Annotated in this window: 15 protein-coding genes and 2 tRNA genes; 9 read left to right on the top strand and 8 right to left on the bottom strand. The window is 65.1% G+C overall.

Annotated features, from left to right (window positions below):
* Positions 1-99: 99 nt before the first annotated feature.
* Complete coding sequence (locus V3572_RS07480; RefSeq protein ID WP_332110358.1) at positions 100-1,317, top strand: bifunctional nucleoside/nucleotide kinase/histidine phosphatase family protein; 1,218 nt, start codon at positions 100-102, stop codon at positions 1,315-1,317.
* A gap of 158 nt (positions 1,318-1,475) precedes the next feature.
* Here the strand turns inward: V3572_RS07480 and V3572_RS07475 are convergent, their stop codons facing one another.
* Positions 1,476-2,942, bottom strand: coding sequence for a S8 family serine peptidase (locus V3572_RS07475; RefSeq protein WP_332110357.1), 1,467 nt, complete (start codon positions 2,940-2,942; stop codon positions 1,476-1,478).
* 445 nt (positions 2,943-3,387) lie between these two features.
* Here V3572_RS07475 and mdlC point away from each other — a divergent pair, with 445 nt between their 5' ends.
* Entirely contained in the window at positions 3,388-5,028 is a 1,641-nt protein-coding gene (mdlC, locus tag V3572_RS07470; protein WP_332110356.1) for a benzoylformate decarboxylase, read from the top strand.
* A 127-nt stretch (positions 5,029-5,155) separates the two neighbouring features.
* On the opposite strand, the gene V3572_RS07465 is transcribed toward mdlC, so the two are convergent.
* Entirely contained in the window at positions 5,156-7,318 is a 2,163-nt protein-coding gene (locus V3572_RS07465; protein ID WP_332110355.1) for an ATP-dependent helicase, read from the bottom strand.
* Positions 7,297-8,625, bottom strand: coding sequence for an alkaline phosphatase family protein (locus tag V3572_RS07460; protein ID WP_332110354.1), 1,329 nt, complete (start codon positions 8,623-8,625; stop codon positions 7,297-7,299). Before V3572_RS07460 ends, V3572_RS07465 begins: the two co-directional genes overlap by 22 nt.
* A gap of 273 nt (positions 8,626-8,898) precedes the next feature.
* On the opposite strand from V3572_RS07460, the gene V3572_RS07455 reads away from it, so the two are divergent.
* The 3 genes from V3572_RS07455 (at position 8,899) to V3572_RS07445 (ending at position 10,139) form a co-directional block, all read left to right on the top strand.
* Positions 8,899-8,985: transfer RNA gene (locus tag V3572_RS07455), tRNA-Leu, on the top strand.
* Between the two features lie 176 nt (positions 8,986-9,161).
* Entirely contained in the window at positions 9,162-9,389 is a 228-nt protein-coding gene (locus V3572_RS07450) for a hypothetical protein (RefSeq protein WP_332110353.1), read from the top strand.
* A 465-nt stretch (positions 9,390-9,854) separates the two neighbouring features.
* Positions 9,855-10,139, top strand: coding sequence for an RNA recognition motif domain-containing protein (locus V3572_RS07445; protein WP_332110352.1), 285 nt, complete (start codon positions 9,855-9,857; stop codon positions 10,137-10,139).
* Between the two features lie 302 nt (positions 10,140-10,441).
* Here the strand turns inward: V3572_RS07445 and V3572_RS07440 are convergent, their stop codons facing one another.
* Both V3572_RS07440 and V3572_RS07435 read right to left on the bottom strand, forming a co-directional pair.
* The gene (locus tag V3572_RS07440) at positions 10,442-11,629 is read right to left on the bottom strand and encodes an ABC transporter substrate-binding protein (RefSeq protein WP_332110351.1); all 1,188 of its coding nucleotides are present in this window, start codon (positions 11,627-11,629) and stop codon (positions 10,442-10,444) included.
* A gap of 105 nt (positions 11,630-11,734) precedes the next feature.
* Positions 11,735-13,054: a citrate synthase gene (locus V3572_RS07435; protein ID WP_332110350.1), complete on the bottom strand. Its 1,320-nt coding sequence runs from the start codon at positions 13,052-13,054 to the stop codon at positions 11,735-11,737.
* A 478-nt stretch (positions 13,055-13,532) separates the two neighbouring features.
* Here V3572_RS07435 and gspD point away from each other — a divergent pair, with 478 nt between their 5' ends.
* Positions 13,533-15,719, top strand: a complete 2,187-nt coding sequence (gene gspD, locus V3572_RS07430) for a type II secretion system secretin GspD (protein ID WP_332110349.1) — start codon at positions 13,533-13,535, stop codon at positions 15,717-15,719.
* A gap of 20 nt (positions 15,720-15,739) precedes the next feature.
* Entirely contained in the window at positions 15,740-17,524 is a 1,785-nt protein-coding gene (gene gspE / locus V3572_RS07425) for a type II secretion system ATPase GspE (protein ID WP_332110348.1), read from the top strand.
* A 30-nt stretch (positions 17,525-17,554) separates the two neighbouring features.
* On the opposite strand, the gene V3572_RS07420 is transcribed toward gspE, so the two are convergent.
* From V3572_RS07420 to V3572_RS07410, 3 genes are all read right to left on the bottom strand, one after another.
* Entirely contained in the window at positions 17,555-18,448 is an 894-nt protein-coding gene (locus V3572_RS07420) for a hypothetical protein (protein ID WP_332110347.1), read from the bottom strand.
* 38 nt (positions 18,449-18,486) lie between these two features.
* Positions 18,487-19,053, bottom strand: coding sequence for a hypothetical protein (locus tag V3572_RS07415; RefSeq protein ID WP_332110346.1), 567 nt, complete (start codon positions 19,051-19,053; stop codon positions 18,487-18,489).
* A gap of 503 nt (positions 19,054-19,556) precedes the next feature.
* Positions 19,557-19,634, bottom strand: a tRNA-Pro gene (locus V3572_RS07410).
* 275 nt (positions 19,635-19,909) lie between these two features.
* On the opposite strand from V3572_RS07410, the gene V3572_RS07405 reads away from it, so the two are divergent.
* Together V3572_RS07405 and V3572_RS07400 are read left to right on the top strand one after the other, a co-directional pair.
* A complete protein-coding gene (locus V3572_RS07405) occupies positions 19,910-21,004 on the top strand; it encodes a protein-glutamate methylesterase/protein-glutamine glutaminase (protein WP_332110345.1) in 1,095 nt (364 codons plus the stop codon).
* A gap of 48 nt (positions 21,005-21,052) precedes the next feature.
* On the top strand, positions 21,053-22,083 hold a 1,031-nt coding region (locus V3572_RS07400; protein WP_332110344.1), incomplete at its 3' end, for a HEAT repeat domain-containing protein.

Genomic DNA, 22,083 nt, shown 5'->3' with positions numbered 1-22,083 from the left:
AGGGGGTCCGGGGGAAATGATTTCCCCCGGGCGGGGTCCGGGGCGGCAGCCCCGGCGCGCAGCGGGACGGCAGCCCCGGGGCATCGCCGAGGAGGCGACGTGAACAGGGACAAAAAGCTGGTGGTGGCCATGGTCGGCCTGCCCGCCATGGGCAAGTCCACGGTGGCTCTCAAGCTCAAGGAGAACCTGGACAAGGAGGACGTGCGGGTGGCCGTGTTCAATAACGGCGACGTGCGCCGCCGCATGCTGCCCGGCAACACCGCCCACGCCGGGTTCTACAACCCCGAGAACGCCGAAACCGCGTCCCTGCGCGAACACATCGCCGCCACCAACATGGCCGAGGCCCGGGCTTTTTTGAGCGCCGGGGGCCAGATCGCCATCCTGGACGCCACCAACGTCTCCCCCAAGCGCCGCGAGACCATCCGGGCCACCTTCCCGGACATGCCCATCCTTTTTATCGAGTGCCGCAACGACGACCCGGCCTTGTTGGATTTCAGCATCGACCGCAAGATTCGCGGCCAGGAATTCGCCCATCTGCCCGAGGCCGAGGCCAAGAAGAGCTTTCGGGAGCGCATCGGCTATTATCGCCACATCCTGCGTTCCCTGACCCCCGAGGACGGCAACGGGGTCATCCTGGATTCCCTGAACAACCGCATCCTGGTGGAGCGCGCCGATTCGCTTTTGCCGTATTACGCCCGCATCCGGGATCTTCTGGTCTCGGACTGGATCAAGAACTTGTTTCTGGCCCGTCACGGCCAGTCCGAGGACAATCTGGCCGGCCGCATCGGCGGCGACACGGATCTGACGGCCACCGGCCGGTCCCAGGCCTGGGCCTTGTCGCGACATTTCATCGGCACCCCGATCCCGTATGTCTTCACCAGCACCAGGCGTCGCACCCAGGAGATGGCCGAGCCCCTGGTCACGGCCCGGCAGTACTGCTCGGTCTTCGCCTTCACGGAATTCGACGAGATCGACGCCGGGCAGTGCGAGGGCATGACCCCGGCCGAGATCAAGCAGACGCGCCCCGAGGTCTATGCCGCCCGCAGCCTGGACAAGTACCGCTATACCTATCCCGGCGGCGAGAGCTACGCGATGTTGGCCGAGCGGGTGGAGCGGGGCCTCAAGAAGGCGTTTTTTTTGAGCGGCAACGCGGAAAACATCCTCATCGTGGGACATCAGGCCGTGAACCGGGTGATCCTGTCCCATTTTCTCTTCCGTCGGGCCGAGGACGTGCCCTACATCTACATCCCCCAGGACCGCTACTTCCACATCGTCTCCACCCACACCAAGAAGCTTTTTGAGCTGAAGAAGTTCTAGGCGCGGCAGCTTCCCCGGCGGCGCTCGTCCCGGGGCAGGCCTGCGGCGGCCGCCGGACGTCTCCTGACGCAATCCCGTGGCGCGGCAGGGCGCCGTCCCTGTCTGCTTCCCGGCTCAGGCCGTGCCGCCCGGGAATCTTCGCGGGGAGGTCGCGCTTTTCAATCGCCCAGGAGCAGGAGCGCGGCCGGAGCGGGCGAGGCGGCGGATTTTTCTCGCAGCGCGCCGGGGATGTACAGCCGGGGATTGGTGTCGGTGGAGATGCAATGGACGGTTATGGTCGCTCCTGCGGCCAGAACCCGGGCCAGGATGGTGGAGACGGAATCGTTCGGGCGGTTCTGGCGAAGGATGGCCCAGGCCCCGGCCACATGCGGCGTGGCCATGGAGGTGCCGTCCCAGGAGGCGTAGCTGGCGTCCGAGGCGCCGGTGGAGGAATAGATGCCCGAACCCGGGGCGAAGATGGTCTGCAGCGTGGGGTGCCAGTTGCTAAATGAGCTTCGCACGTCTTCGGAGGTGGAGGATCCCACCGCGATGGCGCTGGAGATGCAAGCGGGATCGTTGATGAAGGTGCAGCTTTCCTCGTTGCCGGTGGCGATGGCGGTGGCGATGTTGACCGAGCGCAACAGGTCGATGCCTGCTTTGCGGAAATCGCTGTCACAGAACCCGGAATGGACGCCGCCGCCCAGGCTCATGCTGGCGGCGGCGATGCTTACGGTGTTGCGTAGGGAATAGACGTAGTTGAGAGCCGCCAGTTGGTCGCTTTTCCAGGAGCTGATGCTGGTGTCGCCGGTTTTGGAAAAAATCTGGATGGCGATGAGGTTGGCGTCTTTGGCCACCCCGTTTGCCGTGCCGTCGGCCTTGCTTCCCGTGGCGATGCCGGCGCAGTGCGTGCCATGATCGTAGCCGTCGTAGGTGCTGGGGTAGTGGACGGCGCTGCCGGGACCAAAAGCCGAACTGGCGCCGCCGGGGCAGTCGCCGCTCGCGGAATAGCAGGCCTCGATGATATTCTTTCCCGCGAAGAATTCATGCGTGCTCCGGATGCCGGTGTCCAGGACGGCCACGTACCATCCCGCGCCGGTGTACCCACGGGCCCAGGCCACGTCGGCCCCGATCTTGGGCGGCCCCCAGTTGAGGTTGGAACCCTTGGAGGACAGGGCGGCGGGCATGGGCTCGGGAACCGGCGTGGGGGCGTCGATCTCGATGGAACTGACCCGGGGGTCGGCCCGCAGGGCCTCCAGACCCTCGGAGGTGACGGAAAGGGCCACGAACGGCAGGGCGGAATAGGTCCGGGTGACCGTGCAGCTCTCGGCCGGAAGCGACGACAACACGGCGGACATGGACTGGGTGATGGCGGCCGCAAGGGCGGCGTCGGCGCTGAAGGCGGCCCGCCGGTCGGTCTTGGCCTCGTCCGGGGTGACGACCTTGTAGTGCGCCGCCGTTTCGGCCAGAGCGGCGTATTCCTCCACGGCAAAGCCCGCGATGACCCGGGCCCTGCCGTCGGCGGTCAGAGCCTGGGCCGGGATTCCGGAAAAGCGCAGGCTTTTGTCGGCGGCCGGGACGGATGTGGCGGAGACGAGCGTCAGGAAAAGAATCCAGAGGGCGATAGCGATATGTACGTGTCTCTTCATGGCCATCCCCAGGAAAGAATGGGAGGTTGCGAACTGACGGAACATAGAGGTGAAAGACACTATGCGTGATGCGAAAAGAAGAGTCAATGGGAAAAAACGATATTGTTTGACGTGTAGCTAATATGTCACGATGTGGCGACAACATGTGGAAAAAATCATGGCATTGCACATACGCGTGGAAAAAATCATGGCCCATCCTGGCGTCACGGGTGAGATGGATTTCGCACCCCGCTCTCTTCTCTCAAGAGCGTCCTACAGGACGGCCTTGGGGTAGAAGTCCGGGAAATCCGGAGCGGCCGGATCGACCGTGCGGGGGAAGGATTGGCGGCGGCTTGTATTCCCCTGAAACGGCGGGTAAACGTCACCCGACAGGCCAGGGCGCGTGGAGATTTCGGCGGTACGCGGCGTGGAGGCGGCGCACGACATACAAACGCAAGGAGCACCTATGCAGACTGTCCGGGACGTGACATTTCATTTGCTTCGCCGTCTGGGATTGACGACCATCGTGGGCAACCCGGGTTCGACGGAAGAGGCCTTCCTTGCCGACTTCCCCAGTGATTTTGAGTACATACTTGCGCTTCACGAATCGTGCGTCGTGGGCGTCGCCGAAGGCCTGTCCCAAGGCCTGCGCGCCCCCGTGGTGGTCAACGTGCACACCAACGCCGGGCTCGGTAACGCCATGGGCAACCTCATCACCGCCGCCCTGGGCAAGACGCCGCTGATCGTCACCGCCGGGCAGCAGACCCGGGCCATGCTGCTCGGGGAGCCGTTTTTGGCCAACACGGAGGCCGAGGCCCTGCCCAAACCCTGGGTCAAGTGGAGCTATGAGCCGCGCCGCGCCAAGGACGTGCCTGCGGCGTTTATGCGGGCCTATGCCATGGCCGTGCAACCGCCCGCCGGGCCGGTGTTTTTGTCCCTGCCCATGGACGACTGGGACGAGCTCATGGCCGATGTCGACGTTTTTCGAACCGTCGCCATGCGTCAGGCTCCGGACCCGGAGCGTCTGGCCCTGTTTGCGGACCTGATCGGGCGCAGCCAAAACCCGGTGCTGGTCTACGGCGGCGACGTGGCCCGGTGCGGGGCCTGGGAAGAGGGCGTGGCCCTGGCGGAGAAGCTGCACGCCCCGGTCTGGCTGGCCCCCCTGCCGGAGCGGGTTTCCTTTCCCCAGGACCATCCGCTTTACGCCGGTGTTCTGCCCCCGGCCATCGCGCCCCTTGGCGCGGCCCTGGCCGGACACGATCTCGTGGTGGTCATCGGTGCCCCGGTCTTTCGCTATTATCCCTTTGTCCCGGGAAAATACCTGCCTGACGGGGCGCGGCTCCTCCACATCACCGACGACCCGGCCGAGGCGGCCCGGGCCGTGGTCGGCGACAGCCTGCTCGGCGACGCGAAGCTGGTTCTGGCCGCCCTGGCGAGGCATGTTCCGGCCCGTCCGGCCCGCATCTTTATCCCGTCCCGCCCGGCCCAGACGGCCCCGGTCGTTCCCGGCGGCCCCGCCTCGCAAGCCCCCGCCGGGGAAAATGCCCCCATCCCGGCCATGACGGCGCAGCAGGTCTTTGCGGCCATGTCCGAGGCTGTTTTGCCCGACTACCTGGTCGCCTTCGAGGCCCCGTCCTTCATGGCGGCCTTCAGCCAGTCGCCGATCGGGCGTCTGGCCCGTCCGGACAGCTATTACATGACGGCCTCCGGGGGGCTTGGCTGGGCCATGCCCGCCGGGGTGGGGCATGCCCTGGCCGAGCGGCAGACGGGCCGCAACCGGCCGGTCATCGTCATCGTGGGCGACGGCTCGTTCCAGTATGCGGTGCAGTCGATCTGGACGGCCGTGCAACACCGGCTCCACGTCGTCTTTGTCGCGCTCCAAAACGGCTGCTACGGCATCCTGAAATCGTTTGCGGCCCAGATGGGGCTTTCAGGCGTTCCCGGCCTGGACATCCCGGGCATCGACATCGCCGCGCTGGGGAAGGGCTATGGAGCGGACTCGCACCGCTGCGAAACGGCGGACCAGGTCAGGGACCGCTTCGCCGCGGCCCTGGCCGCAGGCGGCGTCACGGTCATCGAGGCGGTCATCGGCGGGAAAGCGGCCTAGTGTCGTCTCTTCGAAACGGGCGTGCCTGAAGGGAAGAACAAGAATGTGGAAAAATGCTTGTTTCCTTAAAATAGGTCGGCGTATTTTGTAAGGGCCGCGACGCCGGGCGTACAGACAGGCCGCCGCCTCATTCCATCTCCAGATAGTCCGTCAGAATCACCTTGGGGCCGAACCCGGGGAAGTTGACCCGGCATTTGTCGCCCTCCAGGCGGGCGATGATCTTGCCGCGGCCGAAGACCTTGTGGCGGCAATAGCCCAGTAGCGAGGGATCGGTTTTGGGATTGGCGGGCTCACAGGCCGGGATGGGGCCTGAAAGCGGGGCGGCTGCCGATCCGGACAGGGGACGCGGCGGGGCGTAGGCCGGGCTGGCGGATTGCGGGACGGGGCGGCCGGACAGGGATTCGCGTACCATGGTGCACAGCGAGGCGGGCAACTCGCGCACGAAAAGGCTGGCCTGAACGGGCGAGCACACCCCGGCCTGACGGTTGTACAGGGTCTCGGGCACGAAAAGCCCCAGATAGTCCCTGGCCCGGGTGCAGGCCACATAGAGCAGGCGGCGCTCCTCCTCCAGATCCTCGTCCCGGGTCAGGGCGTGGCGCGAGGGGAAGCGTTCGTCCACCAGATCGAGCAGAAGCACCGCCGACCATTCCAGGCCCTTCGAGGAATGCACCGTGGACAGGACCAGATGGTCCTCTTTGGCCTTGCGCTTGTCCTCGTCCGGGGACTCGAGCGTCATGTCCGCCAGCAGGGCGTCGAGGGAGGAATAGCCCGAGGCGATCTGCTGCAACTGCTCAAGCCCGGTCAGGCGGCGCGGATAGTCGTCGGGATACTTCTCCATGAGGTACGGGGCGTGGTGGGCGATGACCCGCTCCAGGATGGGGCCGGGCTGGGGCGGCATGGCCCGCAGCGAGTCCAGGAAGGCGAAGAGCTCGGCCAGGTGGGGATGCTTTTTCGTGGCCTTGTCGATGGCCGCCTGATCGCCCAGGCGCACGGCCTCCATGAGCTTGTGCGCCGTCTTGGGGCCGATTTTGGGCACGAACGACAGACAGCGGGTCCAGGCCGCCGGGTCCAGGGGGTTGGCCACCACCCTCGGATAGGCCAGCACGTCTTTGATGTGCGCGGCCTCGGAGAATTTGATGCCGCCGTATTTCTGGAAGGGGATGTTCGCCTTCCCCAGCTCCACCTCCAGGGCATAGGACTGGTATCCGGCCCGAAACAGCACCGCGATCTCGTGCAGCGGCCAGGTCCGGGCCAGTTCCCGAATCTTCACGACGGCCATCCTGGCCTGGGTGATGTCCGAGAAGGGCCGCAGCAGTTCGGGCTTCGGGCCGCCCGTGCGGGTGGAAAAGAGCGTCTTGTCGTATTTCTCGCCCGCATTTTGCAGGATGGCGTTGGTGAGCTCCAAAATGGGCTGGGTGGAGCGGTAGTTCTGCTCCAGCTTGATGATCGCCGTGCCGGGGAAGATGCGCGGGAAGGCCAGGATGTTGTCCACCGTGGCCCCCCGGAAGGCGTAGATGGACTGGGCGTCGTCGCCGACGGCCATGACGTTGCCCGTGTGCGGGGCCAAAAGGGTGATCAGCCGGGCCTGGACCCGGTTGGTGTCCTGGTATTCGTCCACCATGATGTGGGTGAACCGCTGGCGGTAGAACTCCCGCACGTCCTCGTGCTCGACCAGGAGGCGTTCCAGAAGAAACAGCAGGTCGTCGTAGTCCATCAGATGATGCGCGGCCTTGGCGGCGGCATAGCCGTCGGCCATGCGCTCCAGGTCGTCGGCATGGGGCAGGAGGTGGAAGGACTCCCGGGAAATGATGTCCGCCACCCGGCATTCCTTGTTGCGGGACTTGCCGATGAGCTCCGCCACATGGGATTTTTTCGGGAAGCTCTTGTCGCCCTTGCCCAGCCCCAGGTCGTCCTTGACCCGGCCGATGAGCTCGTCGGCGTCGGCCCGGTCGATGACCGTGAACCCCTGGGGATAGCCCAGGGCTTGATGGTGGCGGCGCAGGGCGGCGTAGGCGAAGGCGTGGAAGGTGCCGCCGCAGACCCCGGGCAGGATGTCGCCGCCGTGCCCCAGCAGCATGGCCGCCCGGGAGAGCATTTCCTGGGAGGCCTTGCGGGTGAACGTCAGAAGCAGGATGGAGGCCGGGTCCACGCCCTGCTGCACCAGCCGCGCCAGCCGGTAGACGATGGTCCGGGTCTTGCCGGACCCGGCCCCGGCGATGACCAGAAGCGGGCCGCCTGCGGCCGTGACGGCCTGATATTGGGCGGGATTTAGGTCGTTTTCAAAGTCCATGCCGGGGTGTCGTCCGTTGGCGTGACGCCGAAAAAGGTCAGAATCTCCCGGCCCGCGTCGCGCAGTCGCGCCGGAGCGGCGCCGGTTGAATCGTAAAAGAAGCCGCCGTGGGCGGCGTGACAGCCGAAACGGCCGAAGCGGCCGAAAAGCGCGGTGCGGTCGAACTTTCCCGTCAGACAATAGCCCGGCCGGGCCACGCACACCAGGTCCGGGGCCCGGCGCAGCATGGGGCCGTCATAGATGTCCTCGGCCCGGTGCACGGCCTCCATGACCGGCTGGCCCTCGAAGGTCAGCTCCATGAGGTCGCCGCGCAGGCGTTCGCGCAGATCGCGGGCGGCGTGCTCGTGCAGGACGCCCCGGGCGAAGCGTTCCTTGGCGTGCAGGTAGATGCGGCCCGGGTCCAGGGCGAAGGCCGCGCTGCCGTGGGCCACCACGCGGCTGTCCCATTCGTGGGCCGGATGGTCCTTAAGGGACAAAAGCCCCTGCTGCGCCAGCCAGACATTGAGGTCGATCTCGGTGCGAAGCTCCGCGAACCCGTGGTCGGCCAGGACCATGAGCCGCTTGGGCTCGGGCAGGGAGTCGTACATGTCCAGGTACTTGCCGATGAGCCGGTCCCAGCGCGTAAGCAGCTCCAAAAACGGCCCGAACAGCGGATGTCCCGGATCGGCCAGGGCCGGATAAAAAAAATGCAGGATGCGGTCGGTCTCGGTCAGCACCAGCACGAAGAGATCGAAGTCGTGGCCGGAAAAAAGCAGATCCAGGGCGGTCTCGCGGCTTTTAAGGGTGATGGCCAGCTGGGCCAGGAGATAGTCCGGGTCGGCCGCGCCCCGGGTGGTGTCGGCCTCGATCAGGTAGTCGGTCTTGGCGAGAAGCTCGGCCAACTCCGGCGGATAGGCGGCCCGGGATAAAAGCGGGGCCACGAATCCGGCCACCAGGGCCCCGCGCAAGGGCCGGGCCGGATAGGCGGCCGGGAGGTTTATGACCTTGGAGGTCAGGCCGCGCGCGCCCAGGCGGTCGAAGATGGTGGGGCAGGCCACGGCCGTGGCGTCGACCATGGACAGGGCGTAGCTGACGGGATCGATCTCGGTGAAGGCGAAGATGCCGTGGTTGCCTGGCCCGGCGGCGGTAAAAAACGAGGTCCAGTTGACCGGGGAGAGTTCGGGCAACTCGGCGTCGATGTCGCGGGCGTTTGGGCTCTGGCACAGGGAGGCCAGGGCGGGGAGCCTGCCTGTGGCGGCCAGATCCCGGGCCAGGGTCAGGGGCAGCCCGTCGAGCCCGAGAACCAGGAAACGGGGTCGGGTGCGCATGGGGGCGGTCTATAGCAAAGGCGGGAGGGAAAGGCCATGGGCCGGGCGGCCTGAGCTTTGGGCTTGGCGGCCGGAGCTTGAGATAGGGCGGCCGGAGCTTTGGGCCGGGCGGACGGCGTGTCGCCTGAAATCGGCCGGTGGCCACACCGTATTTGGCAGCCGCCTTATCCTGCGATTCCCTGACGCCGATTCCCCGCCGCGCCTGACGTACCCTGCCAGGGGCCGTTTCCGGCGTTGACGAAGGCTTGGGCGACCGGCTAGAAGTGACGCCGGGCCCGGATGGCGGAACTGGTAGACGCCAGGGACTTAAAATCCCTTGTCCTTCGGGGCGTGCCGGTTCGATTCCGGCTCCGGGCACCAATGATTTTAATGGGTTACAGCGAATGCTGTGGCCCATTTTTGTTTTCCATTGAAGTGCAGCCCCACTCTAGCCCCACTCTCGTTTTCGTCTATTGGTTAGCATCGTTTCGTGCGGCCGCACAAGCGGCCGCGACCGATGAAGGGGCCACGCCTTCCGGGTCAATGGTGAATGTGCCATGAACGAAGTCCTTCAGCTTGAAACGCTGGCCGGTATCTATCCCAAGCTGCGCCGACTGGAGTTTGCCAGGCGCGCCTGTGGCGAGGCCCCGGCCCCGCCGTCAAACAAGCCGCGCACGCCGGAAAAGGCGGAACTGCTCCGCAGGCGCCGCTATGCCATTTTATTTCGGCGCAACTTGAAGCAGACGGTGATAGACGGCAAGCCCGTTCTCATCGTCACTCTCTGATGGGCAGCCATGTCGAAAGAGAAAGATATGCTTCGTGCGCTCTCCCATGTATCCTTTTGAATGAGATGTGGAGAATGCATTTTTGCCGTTGCTCGGAAGCAGCGAGAAAACCATCCTCCGCGCCAGTCGGATTGCCTGAGGGTTCCTTTTGGATTCAGGACCGTTGCGCCATTCTTCTTTGCGAAATCATAAATACGTGTGTTGCTGGATGGTTCCTGCGCCGCATGGACCGGCGCGGCGCCAGCGCGGGGAGAACGGTTCTCATTGGAGGCCTTCGCATCAGCCCGAAAAGTGATCGACTGGAAAAAGGGTATGGAGAATTTCTGTTGACACTTTCAGGCATCGGAATTATATTAGCTCATTCAATTCATTCAACGAGCATGCTATTTTTGGATCTTGGGCTTTCATCTGTTCAGCTCCAAGCGATGCGAAAAAAGAGTGCCCAAAAAAATGGAGCTAAAGCCCATGTCTAAGAAACTTTATGTCGGAAATCTTTCCTTCAATTCCACCGAAGACGACATCCGTACCCAGTTCGCCACCTTTGGCGAAGTCATCAGCGTCAGCCTCATCAGCGACCGGGAAACCGGCCGTCTGCGCGGCTTCGGCTTTGTCGAGATGGACGATGAAGGCGCCCGGGCCGCTATCCAGGGAATGGATGGCAAGGAGTTCGGCGGCCGCAATCTGAAGGTGAACGAAGCCGAGGAGAAGCCCCGCTCCGGTGGCGGCGGCAGAGGGAAAGAGCGCTGGTAGGCTCGATACCCGCTCCGAGCGTATCCCGTTAAACGCCAAGGGTCAGGACACACGTCCTGGCCCTTTTTGTATTGGTGCGCCCGGCAGGGCGCATCCCCTGGAACGCCTGCCGTTTTGGTCTGTTTTTCATGTGGCTCTGGCTTGTGATCCGAAAAAAAGAAAAGCCCCGGCCGTGGCCGGGGCGTGATCGGGCGTAGGAGCGCTGCGCCGGGCAAGCGCGTCTGTCGGGACGATGGCCGGGACGATGGCCTGGGCGGCGGTCAGGATGGTCGTCCCCTCGACCGCCGTCCGGCGGGATGCGGCTATTCGGCCGCCAGCACGAAGGAGCCGGTCCGGCCGTCGGGGTTCATGGCGATCCTCGAGACGAAGACGTCTTTCTGCTCGATCTCCCCGGAGGGCAGGATGCGGATTTCGCCCAGCGGCGTCAGGAACGGGCCGCTGCGCAGGGCGGCGTTGACCGCCTGGCGCAGGGCGGCAAGCTCGAATTCCCCGGCCTTTTTGCCGGATTCCTTCTCGACCCTGGCCACGGCCTCGGCGATGACCTGGACCGCCGCATAGGCCTGGGCCGAAAACTGGCCCGGGATTTTGTGATAGGCCGCCTGGAAGTCGCGCACGAACTCCTGGTTGACCGGGTTTGCGGCCACGGCGTCGGGACTGTAGGCCTGGGCCACCAGGATGCCGTCGCACTGGGCGCCGCACACCGGGAAGATGTTGGTGGAGTTGAGGCCGTTGCCGCCCACGATGAGCCCCGCAAAGCCCTTCTGGCGCAACTGCTTGACGAGGGCGCCCGCGTCGGCGACCAATCCGGAGATGATGGCCAGATCGGCCCTGGCCTCGAGCACGGCCGCGATCTGGGCGGCGAAATCCGTGTCCGTGGTCTGGAATTTTTCCACGGCCACGGTGGTCAGCCCCAGATTTTTGACGGCCTCCTGGAAGGTGGCGGTCTCGGAGGCGGAATAGGCGTCGTTGTGGGCGAAAAGCACGGCCACGCGGGCGATGGCCGGGTTGATGCGCTGGGCTTGCCTAACCGAATGGGGGGCCACCTGGGACATGGGCGCGGAGACGCGGCTCACGAAGGGCCCGATTTCAGGGATGCCCGCCGCCGTGTTGGAGGGGGCCACGACCGGGGTCTTGGCCTGGTCGGCCAGGGGATCGGCAGCGAAGGCCTGCTGGGACAGGGTGGGGCCGACGATGGCCACGACCTTGTCCGTATCGAGCAGGGCGCCAAAGGCCTTGACGGCTCCGGCCTCGTCGCCGCCGGTATCCCGGAAGATCAGGGAGATTGCGGTTTCGTGCGCCCCCCGGGCGGCGCTTAGGCGCGCCTGGGCGATGTTCGCCCCGTCCACCTGTTCCAGGCCGAACAGGGCGGCGTTGCTGGTCTGGGCCACGGCCAGGCCGATGGGGATGGGCGTGGCCGCCTTTTCAGCCTTCGCCGGGACGGCGGCGGAGAGGATCAGGGCCAGGGCCAGGACGGGCATGAGACGCAGCATGGAGTCTCCAGGGATGTGGCCGCAAGGAGATGCGGCCTCGGCCAGAACGTGGCCGGGTTGTCGTGAGGACCGGTAGGCCGCCCCGAAGCGCAGGGGGCGACGCCGCTACGTATTTTCGCGATCTTTCGCGTGGGCCGGGAGGCGCTGCTCCATGGGCAGGAAGTCGCGCTGCTTCGGGCCGGTATAGATCTGGCGCGGCCGGTGCAGGCGGATGGCCGGGTCGCGGTATTCCTCGAACCAGTGGGCGATCCAGCCGGGCATGCGGCCGATGGCGAACATCACCGGGAACATGTTCACGGGGATGCCCAGGGCGCGCAAAATGATGCCCGAATAGAAATCCACGTTGGGATACAGCCGCCGTTCCTGGAAGTAGTCGTCGGCCAGGGCCGCGTCCTCCAGTTCCTGGGCGATGTCCAGAAGCGGATCGGTGATGCCGGTGCTTACGAGCAGGTTGTGGGCGGCCTTTTTGAGCACCCGGGCCCGGGGGTCGAAGTTGCGGTAGACCCGGTGCCCGAACCCCATGAGTCGGCATTCCTTCTGCTTCACGCGCTCCAGGAACTCCGAAACCCCGTATTGGCCCTGGCGGATGTTCTCGAGCATCTCGATGACCGCCGCGTTGGCCCCGCCGTGCAGCCGTCCCCACAGGGCGCAGATGCCCGACGACACCGAGGCGAAGAGGTTGGCCTGGGTGGACCCCACCATGCGCACCGTGGAGCACGAGCAGTTCTGCTCGTGGTCGGCGTGGACGATGAGAAACAGGGACAGGGCGCTGACGGCCTGGGGCAGGGGCTCGAAGGGCCGGTTGGGCATGGAGAACATCATGTGCAGGAAGTTGCGGCAGTAGCTTAGGTCCGGGTTGGGATACATAAACGGCAGCCCCCGGGACTTGCGATAGCTGAAGGCCGCGATGGTGCGCACCTTGCTCACCAGCTTGGCCGCAGCCAGCCGGAATTCATGCAGGTTCAGGATTTCCAAAAGCTCCGGGTGGTAGCTGCCCAGGGAATTGATGACCGCCGAGAGGATGGCCATGGGCTCGCCGTTGGGCGGAAAGCCGTCGAAGTGGTGCAAAAGATCCTCGTGCAAAAGCTCATGCTCGGACAAAAGCGCCCGAAAGGCCGTGCGCTCCTCGGTGGTGGGCAGTTCCCCGAAGATGAGCAGCATGGCCGTTTCGATGAACGAACTTTTCTCGGCCAACTGTTCGATGGGATAGCCCCGGTGGCGCAGGATGCCGCGTTCCCCGTCCACGAAGGTGATGGAGCTTTTGCAGGAACCGGTGTTGGCGTACCCGGGGTCGTAGGCCACGTATCCGGTGAGCCGACGCAGATCGGTGACGTCGATGCCGATTTCGCCCTCGCTGCCCACATGCACGGGCAATTCGAAGGATCTGCCCCCGATGGTCAGGGTTGCGGTCTTGGCCTGGCCCATGCGAACCTCCTGTGAAACGGCTGCCGGTCGGCGACCGGCCCGGCATCGGGCCGACCCGCTCCATACGCCGAAATCCCGCGCCGGGGATGGCAAAAAATGATGGCGTGTTCCGTGATATCCTTAAAAAACGGGGTGGCGTTTTTCAAAGGGCGCACCAGGCGCGTGACGGACAAAAGGCCGGAAAGGCGTAACCCTTCAGGCCTGGAGGCGACCATATCCAATTTCCTCCCGCCTGTCTTCCCCTCCGGGGGCGGCCTTGCGCCTCACGGCGCAATTCGGCTGGAAGGGCGCGCCGTTTACTTCCTGCGGGCATTGTTTTATTTCATGGCAAGGGATACTGGCATGTGCTCATGCATCGGCCGCGTACGACCGCTTTTGCCTGCCTCTCCCGTCCGGACTCGACAATGATGCGAAGTGTTGCAGCTGTGCAGCCTTATGTCGGCAAGCCCGCAGCCCAAGGAATTTTCAAGGACGACACATGCCCCGGGATCGTGAACATGACCCTGTGACCCCCGTTTTGGGGTTTTTTTCCCGTGCCGTCGGCCTGGCGATCCTGGTTTCGTGGCTGGGGCTGTGTCCGGGAGGGACGCCGACCGTCTGGGCCACTGCCGCCACCGCCATCCCGGACATGGCGGCGGACATTGTCCAGGGCGGCCCTCGGCCCGCAGCCCCGGCGGACAGCCCCCGGCCCGGTCCTGCGGGGGGCGACGGCAGCGGGGCGATGCCGTTGATCGGCGACGATATGTCCGTGATCATGGACTTCGACAATGTGGACATCCGGGTTTTCATCAAATTCATCAGCGATCTGACCGGAAAGAATTTTGTGGTGGGGGACGACGTGCGGGGCAACGTGACCGTCATCTCCCCCAAAAGCATGGGCCCGGACGAGGCCTTTGCCGTCTTCGAGTCGGTTCTTGAGGTCAACGGCTTCACCATCGTACCCTCCGGCGGCGTGCTCAAAGTGGTGTCCTCCAAGTCCGGCCGGACCATGAATACGGCCCAGCCCCGGGGGGGCGCCATGAGCGGCGACCGCCTGATCACCCAGATCCTGCCGCTGAAATACGTCCAGGCCGCAGAGATCAAGGCCGTTTTGGCCCCCATGGTCTCGCCGGACGGCCTTTTGGCCGAATACCAGTCCACGGACACCCTGATCCTCATCGATTACGCCGCCAACGTCCGTCGCCTGCAGGACATCGTGGCCCAGATGGACGTCCCCCACGCCCGGGTCACGGTGTTTCCCCTGCGCCACGCCTCGGCGGCCAAGCTGGCCGAGCGCCTGAGCAAACTGTGGGCTAGTCGCGGAGGGGGGAAGGAAGGCGGCGGCCGTGGCCCCTCCGTGGTGCCTGACGAACGCAGCAACAGCATCGCCGTCATGGCTGGGCCGGAGGAAACCGCACAGATCGCCAGGGTCATCCGCGAACTCGACGAACCCCAGCGCCGCGATCAGGGCAACGTCAAGGTCTACGCCCTGCAAAACGCCAATGCCGAGGAACTGGCCAAGGTCTTAAACGAGCTGGCCGGACGTGTGACGGCCAGTTCGGAAAAGTCCGAGGACGGGTCGCAAAAGGCCAAGGCCACGGCCGAGGGGGTGCGCATCGTGGCCGACAAGGGCACCAACAGCATCCTGGTCACGGCCTCTTCCGAGGACATTGTCTTTTTCGACGACCTCATCGCCAAGCTCGACGTGCCCCGGCAGCAGGTTTTCGTGGAGGCGGTGATCATGGAGGTGTCCACGGATCGGACCCTAAGCTACGGCGTGAACTGGGCCGCCGCCGGCAAGGTCAACGTGGGCGACAGCTCGGATGGCGGACTCGTGGTAGGGGGATACCAGCCCGACGGGGCCATCGATTCCTTCGCAGATGACGCCCTGACCCTGCCCACCGGGTTTTCCGTGGGCATGGTCACCTTCCCGGTCACCATCGGCGAGGTGACCTATTCCAACATCCAGGCCCTGATCACGGCCTCCAAGGTGGACAACAAGGTCAACATCATCGCCACGCCCCAGCTCATGACCCTGGACAACGAGGAGGCCACCATCGTGGTGGCCGAGAACCGCCCCTTCCTGACCTCCACCCAGACCGGAACCAACGAACTGGACCGCACCGTCCAGCAATTCGAGTACAAGGATGTGGGCACCACCCTGAAGGTCACCCCCCAGATCAACAAGGGCGAGACCGTGCGCCTGAAAATCAAGCAGGAAACCAGCCGGGTGGACGCCCAGGAGACGGCCGAGACCGGCGTGCTTCAGCCGACCACCCGCAAACGCTCCACCGAGACCACGGTCCTGGTCAAAAACACCCAGACCATCGTCATCTCCGGGCTGATCGGCGAAAAGGCCTCGGACGGGGAGAACAAGGTGCCGATCCTGGGGGACATCCCGGTCCTGGGCTGGCTCTTCAAGCGCAAATCCACGGCCTCGGAAAAAACCAATCTTTTGGTGTTCATCACCCCGCGCATTTCCTCGGCGTCAGGCGCGATCAACGCCCTGTACCGGGAAAAAAGCGAACAAATGGAACAGACCGTCAGGGATTTCAACGAAGACGTCGGCAAAACGCCCTCGGCGGACGCCCCCCGGGCCACCCCTCCCGGTCGCAAGGCCTTTGACAACGAAATCGACCCAATTCAAAAGCCGCTCATGTCCTACGGCCCCGCCCTGGACAATTGACGCCCGGGATTTTTCCCGCCATGTCCATACAGACGCCGCTCCCACCACCCCAGATTTTCCCCGCCTCGGCGGCGTCGGCCGTGCCGGGCGGCGGCCCGGGAGGCGTCCCCGGCTTTTGGGACGGCGTGCTGGGCGCCGCCGGGCTTGCGGAGACGGATGCCGTCCAGGCCCTTGCCGCCTGGCGGGAGGCGCCCGGAGACGAATCCCCTGCCGTGGTTTGCGTCGCCAAGGGGCTGGTGGACGAAGAGGAGTTGCTTTCGGCCCTGGCGGTCGCTGCCGGGCTCGACGTCTGGCTGCGCATCCCGGCCGAGGCCCTGGACCCCGAACTGGTGCGCGGGTTGCCCATCGCCTATCTCAAGCGCAACCTGGCCCTGCCCCTGCGGCAGGCGGAGCAGGGGGCGGTCCTGGCCATGTTCGATCCCACCCGGGTGGAGGCGGCCGACGAGATCCGGCGGGTTCTGGGGCTTGTCCGGCTGCCTGTGGTTCTGGCCCCCCAGGCGGAGATCCTGACCGCCATCGGCCGCACCTACGGCCAGGCCGACGAGTCGTCGGACACCATCATCCGCGACGTGGACCAGGGACTCGCCGACCGGTTTTTTGCGGGCATCGAGGACGTTTCGGGCGGGGATCTGCTGGAGGAGACCAGCGAGGCCCCCATCATCAAGCTGGTGAACATGATCATCGCCAAGGCGGTGAAAAGCCGGGCCAGCGACATTCACGTGGAGCCCTATTCCGATGAGCTCAAGGTCCGCTACCGCCTCGACGGCGTGCTGCACAACGTCCATTCCCTGCCGCGCAAGCTCCACGCCGCCGTGCTCTCGCGCATCAAGGTCATGGCCCGCCTGGACATTGCGGAAAAGCGCCTGCCCCAGGACGGGCGCATGGAGATCAAGCTGGGTGACCGCTCGGTGGACATCCGCGTCTCGCTGATCCCCACCTCGGACGGCGAGCGGGCGGTGCTGCGGCTTTTGGAAAAGCAGTCCCGGGTGCTGGGGCTTGAGGATCTGGGCTTCGGCCCTGGGGCCCTGGCCGACATGCGGCGTCTGGTCTCTTTCTCCCACGGCATGATCCTTCTGACCGGCCCCACGGGCAGCGGCAAGACCACCACCCTGTATGCGGCCTTAAACTCCATCAATTCTCCGGACAAAAACATCCTGACCATCGAAGACCCTGTGGAATACCGCCTGCCCGGGGTGGGGCAGATGCAGGTCAACCCCAAAATCGACCTGGATTTCGCCGCAGGACTGCGTTCCCTGGTGCGTCAGGATCCGGACGTGATCATGATTGGGGAGGTGCGTGACCGGGAGACGGCGGATATAGCCGTACAGGCGTCCCTGACCGGACATTTGGTCTTTTCGACGCTGCATACCAACGACGCCCCGACGGGCGTGGCCAGGCTTCTGGATATGGGGGTCGAGTCGTTTAGGCTGGCGTCCTGCCTGCGGGCCATCATCGCCCAACGCCTGGTGCGCGTGCTGTGCCCGGAGTGCAAGTCGGCCCGGATGCCCAGCGACGAGGAACTGGCCGAGATGCGTCTGACCCGGGAGCAGGCCCCGGGGACCATCTGCTCCCCCGCGGGCTGCGAACTCTGTCTGGGAACGGGCTACCGGGGCCGCACGGCCATCCACGAGATCCTGCTGTTAAGCGAGGCCGTGCAGGAGATGATCCTGACGACCTCCGACGCCAACCGGCTGCGGCATCTGGCCGTGACCGAGGGCATGACCACCCTGCGCGAGGCGGGCATCGCCAAGGTGCTGGCCGGGATCACCACCCTGGCCGAGGTGCGCCGGGCCACCCTGGTGTGAACCCGGGGGCCGCGACGCCGAACGCACCGGTTATTGCTGCCCCGCAGCCGTCTGGTCTGCCGCTGCCCGGGCGGCTTCGAGTTCGCGCTTGGTCATGCCTTTCCCGCCGTCCTGGTCGGGCGGCATGACTTCTTCATCCAGGGGGTCGGCATTCTGGTTCGCGGCGGCCACGGCAGCCTCGAATTCGCGCCGGGTCATGCCCTTGCCTGACCCTTCGTCCGGCGGGATGACCTCCATGTCCAGGGGATCGACGTTCTGGTTTGCGGCGGCCACGGCGGCTTCGTATTCTCGCCTGGTCATGCCCTTGCCGCCCTCTTCGTCCGGCGGGATGACCTCCATGTCCATGGGATCGATGTTTTGGTTGGCGGCGGCCCTGGCGGCCTCGAATTCGCGTCTGGTCATGCCCTTGCCCCCGTTTCCGTCGGGGGGGATGATTTCCTCGTCCATGGGATCGACGGGAGCGGCGGGCCGTTTGGCCAGTGCCTCCTCTCCGGTAAGTTCAGCCGGTTGACTCCCGCCATCGGCCTGCCCGGGCTTTTTCGCCTGGGGGGGGGCGCCCACGGGACGCAAGGTGATGGTCTTTCCCGGGGCGTCCAACATGAGCGCGTAATTGTTCAGGGAGAGTTTCTGGGCCAACCGCCTGACGGCCGCCTCCGCATCGATTCGGGAAAGCCTCAGGGTCAGGGGCGTGTCCAGGAATTTTTCGTCGATGACCACGGTAAATCCGGTCTGCTCGTGGATCTTCGTTAAAATATCGGCCAGGCGCATGGCCTTGGCGTCAATGGTCACGAGCCGGGCCGGGGCCGTCTCCGTTGCGCTTGCGCCTGGGGCGGCGGCCCGGGACGGTCCGGGGATGGCCCCGAGACACGCCAGGCTCAGGGCGGAAAGCAGGACAAAGCGTCGAAGCGAGGTGTATGCGGCCATGAGCGTCTCGTGGTGCGCCCGGGGGCGGCTTGTCCGGATCAACCGGGTTTCTTCGGGGTGTTTTGCGGCGGCGCGGGCTGGCGGGGCGCCCTGGGCGCGCGGTCTCCGCCCTTGAAGGGCATGACGAGCACAGCGGCTGTCCCATTTTCCTCTATAACGACCTTATGGCGTAGAATACGCTTTATCAAGATTTTTCCCACCAAGTCCCCTTCATGGAAAATATCCTGCTTGCCGGTCTTTTTGTCGATGATGACGGCCATGTTGTCAAAACCGTCAGGGCGGATCATGGTCCCGGCCAGGGCGATGCCCACGTTTTGCGAGGCCAGGGGAAGACCCTCGGCGGAAATCGGACCGGATTCCGGGGGGGCTGCGGCGTCTTTGCGGGAATGAAACAGACTGTCCCGGGGGGCGGTGTCGTCGTCGGAGGCCTTGGAGGCGTTGTGTCGCCCGGGGGCCGAAGCCGGGAGCACGGGATCGGCCAGCCCCAGGCGATAGGTCGCGTAGGACACCACGACGTTCGTGCCGAAGTGTGCGATAACGGCGCATATCGAAAGCGCCATGCCCCATGTCAGGGCTTTGCGGGCCAGGATGTGGCGTCGGGACAAGAGCGGGGACTCCAGGGCGCGTGGCGCGCCGGGTATTTTTTCGGGCGATGGTGGAGATTATCCCAAGCGGATGCCGTCGGCAACCGTCCCGGTCCGTACGCTGTGGCGGCCCACTGGTGCGTTTCCCCAAAATCGTTGACGCCCTGTCGTTTCAGGGGCATTGTCGGGTCATGTAGGCAAGTGCCGTCCTGACGTGTTTGAATGGCGCGTACGGTGTGAACCGCATGGAATGCAGAAGACCCTGCCGTCCCGGCGGGCGGGGAGCACATCGCGCGAGATGGGCGGATACAATGTAGCTGCCATTTGAATGAAACAGATGGGGACGGATGTCATGCAATGCGGCGCATGGATATTATCAGGCCTGCCCGGAGAGCGGCGGCCTGCGGCGGCGGCCCGCAACGGCTCGTTTCGCCTTGGGCCGTCGCAGGTCGCCGCAGCCCGCCATGCCCGGACACAGAAAAAAAAAGGGACGCGTCCTTCTGGTCGCGTCCCTGAGAAAATCCTGGTCGGGATGAGTGGATTCGAACCACCGGCCTCTGCGTCCCGAACGCAGCGCTCTAGCCAAGCTGAGCCACATCCCGACAAATGGAAGACCGACTACCTACACAACCCACACGGACTTGGCAAGAAGTTTCGTCGAGGTTGTTTTTCCGGACCAAGTCCCGTAAAAGCGGCAGGTCTCGCTCTGGGCGGCGTGAGGCGGTCTGGCACGCTGCGGGTTCCCGTTTCGGCCCGTTTCGTGTGCCGCCCGCCCCTGGAAGAACCGGTCCCGGAACGCCCGGGACCGGGTGGACGACCACCTTTTTTCCGGACTTCGTCCGGGCAGGCTTTTTTTGGAAACGACAAGGAGTGATCGGTGATACACGTCGTTGTGGTCGATGATTCCGCATTCATGCGCAAGGCCATAAGCACCATGCTGGAGAAGGATCCGGACATCAAGGTCGTGGCCACGGGTCGCGACGGCGAGGAGGGTCTGGAACTGGTCAGGAAATTCAATCCGGACGTGGTCACCCTGGATATCGAGATGCCCCGCATGGATGGGATCACGGCGCTTCGGCATATCATGATGGAGATGCCGCGCCCGGTGCTCATGGTCAGCTCCCTGACCGTGGAGGGAGCCGAGGCCACGCTCAAGGCCATGGAGCTAGGGGCCGTGGATTTTATTCCCAAGCAGCTCTCCAAGGTTTCCCTGGACATCGTCAAGATCGAGGACGATCTGCGGGCCAAGGTCAAACTCATCGCCAAACGCAAGGTGCGCCCGCCGTCCCTGGTCAGGTCCGTGGCCTCCCAGGTGTCCGCACTGACCCGTCAGATGGCCTCGGAGCGGGGGGAACGTCCGGCCGCCGAACGTCGGCCGGTTCGGGTCAGCGGTCCCCAGTTGCACGACGTGGTGGCCATCGGCGTATCCACGGGAGGCCCTCCGGCGGTGCAGAAGGTGCTTTCCCGGCTGCCCAAGGATTTCCCGGCGGGCATCGTCATCGCCCAACACATGCCTGCGGCCTTTACCGGTCCCTTCGCCAAGCGCCTGGACGGGGTGTGCGCCATCACCGTCAAGGAGGCCGAGCACGGGGAGCGGCTGGTCCCCGGGGTGGCCTACGTATCCCCCGGCGGTCGGCATCTGCGCATCGACCAGAAGATCAGCCGCATCGATCTGTCCATCTCCGACGAACCCCGGGAGGCCCTGTACAAGCCATCGGCCAACGTGATGATCGAGTCCGTGGCCCAGGGCGTGGGACGCCGGGGGCTCGGGGTCATTTTGACCGGCATGGGCAGCGACGGCATGGAGGGGATACGGGCCCTCAAACAGAAGGGCGGCCGGACCCTGGCCCAAAGCGACGCCACCTGCGTGGTGTATGGCATGCCCAAAGCCGTGGTGGACGCCGGGCTTGCCGATGAGATCGTGGATATTGACGACATGGGCGACGCCATCATCACCAACCTCTACAAATAGCCTGGCGTCGACCCCGGGGACCGGGGACGGCGCGTAAGCGAGGATGGCATGACGGACTGCAAACGGATCGCTTTGAAGTTGTCGGTCGAGGACATCGACGCCTTGCGCGAGGCGGCCTACGAGGCCGGAGAGCGGGGGTGCCTGGAGGCTGTGCCGCAGTTGGCCAGGCTCCTGGCGTCCGAGAGCCTGGGGGTGCAGGAGGCGGCGGACATGGCCCTGCGCCGGATCGGCGGCAAGGAGGTGGTGACTGCCGTTTTGCCGCTTTTGCGATCCGACGACGCCCCTGTGCGCAACCTGTCCATGGACATCCTGCGCCAGGTGGGCGGGGATGATTTCACCTCCCTGGTGGGGCTTTTGCACGACCCGGATCCCGACATCCGCATTTTCGGTTCGGACATCCTGGGCTCCACGGGCAACAAGCTGGCCGTGTCCCCCCTGTGCGACGCCCTGCTCAAGGATCCCGAGGTCAACGTGCGCTACCAGGCCGCCGTGAGCCTGGGGGAGTTGGCCCACGCCTCGGCCGCCAAGTGCCTGGGCAAGGCCATGGAGGACGACGAGTGGGTCCAGTTCGCGGTCATCGAGGCCCTTTCCAAGATCCGCGACGGCTCCTCGGTGAACGCCCTGGTCAAGGCCCTGGACAAAAGCTCGGATCTGGTGGCCTCCATGATCGTGGAGGCCCTGGGTGAGATCGGCAACGTCAAGGCCGTGGCCATGCTGATTCGGCGCATGGATGCCTCCCCGGCGGTTTTGCGCAACAAGATCGTCAAGGCCGTGCTGCACATTCTGGGCGGCAAATCCCTGACGCTTCTGCCCGCCAAGGACCGGGGCAAGTTTCGCGACTACCTTTTGGCCGCCCTGTCCGACGACGACACGGAGATTCAGGACGCGGCCATCCGGGGCCTGATGTTTATGGGCGACGACGCGGCCTCGGGGGAGATTTTGCGGCTTGCGGCGCAGATGGATCCGGATGCCGATTCCGAGCGCCTGGAGGCGGCGGTCGCCGCCCTGGCCGCCATCGGGCTCACGCCCAGCCTGCGGGCAGGTCTGGCCCACGCCGAACCGGCCGGGCGGCGCCTCGC

The organism is Desulfolutivibrio sp. (assembly GCF_036584575.1).
Lineage (GTDB): Bacteria > Desulfobacterota > Desulfovibrionia > Desulfovibrionales > Desulfovibrionaceae > Desulfolutivibrio.
The sequence above is the reverse complement of the archived record's forward strand: the minus strand, read 5'-3'. Positions and strand labels throughout refer to the sequence as shown.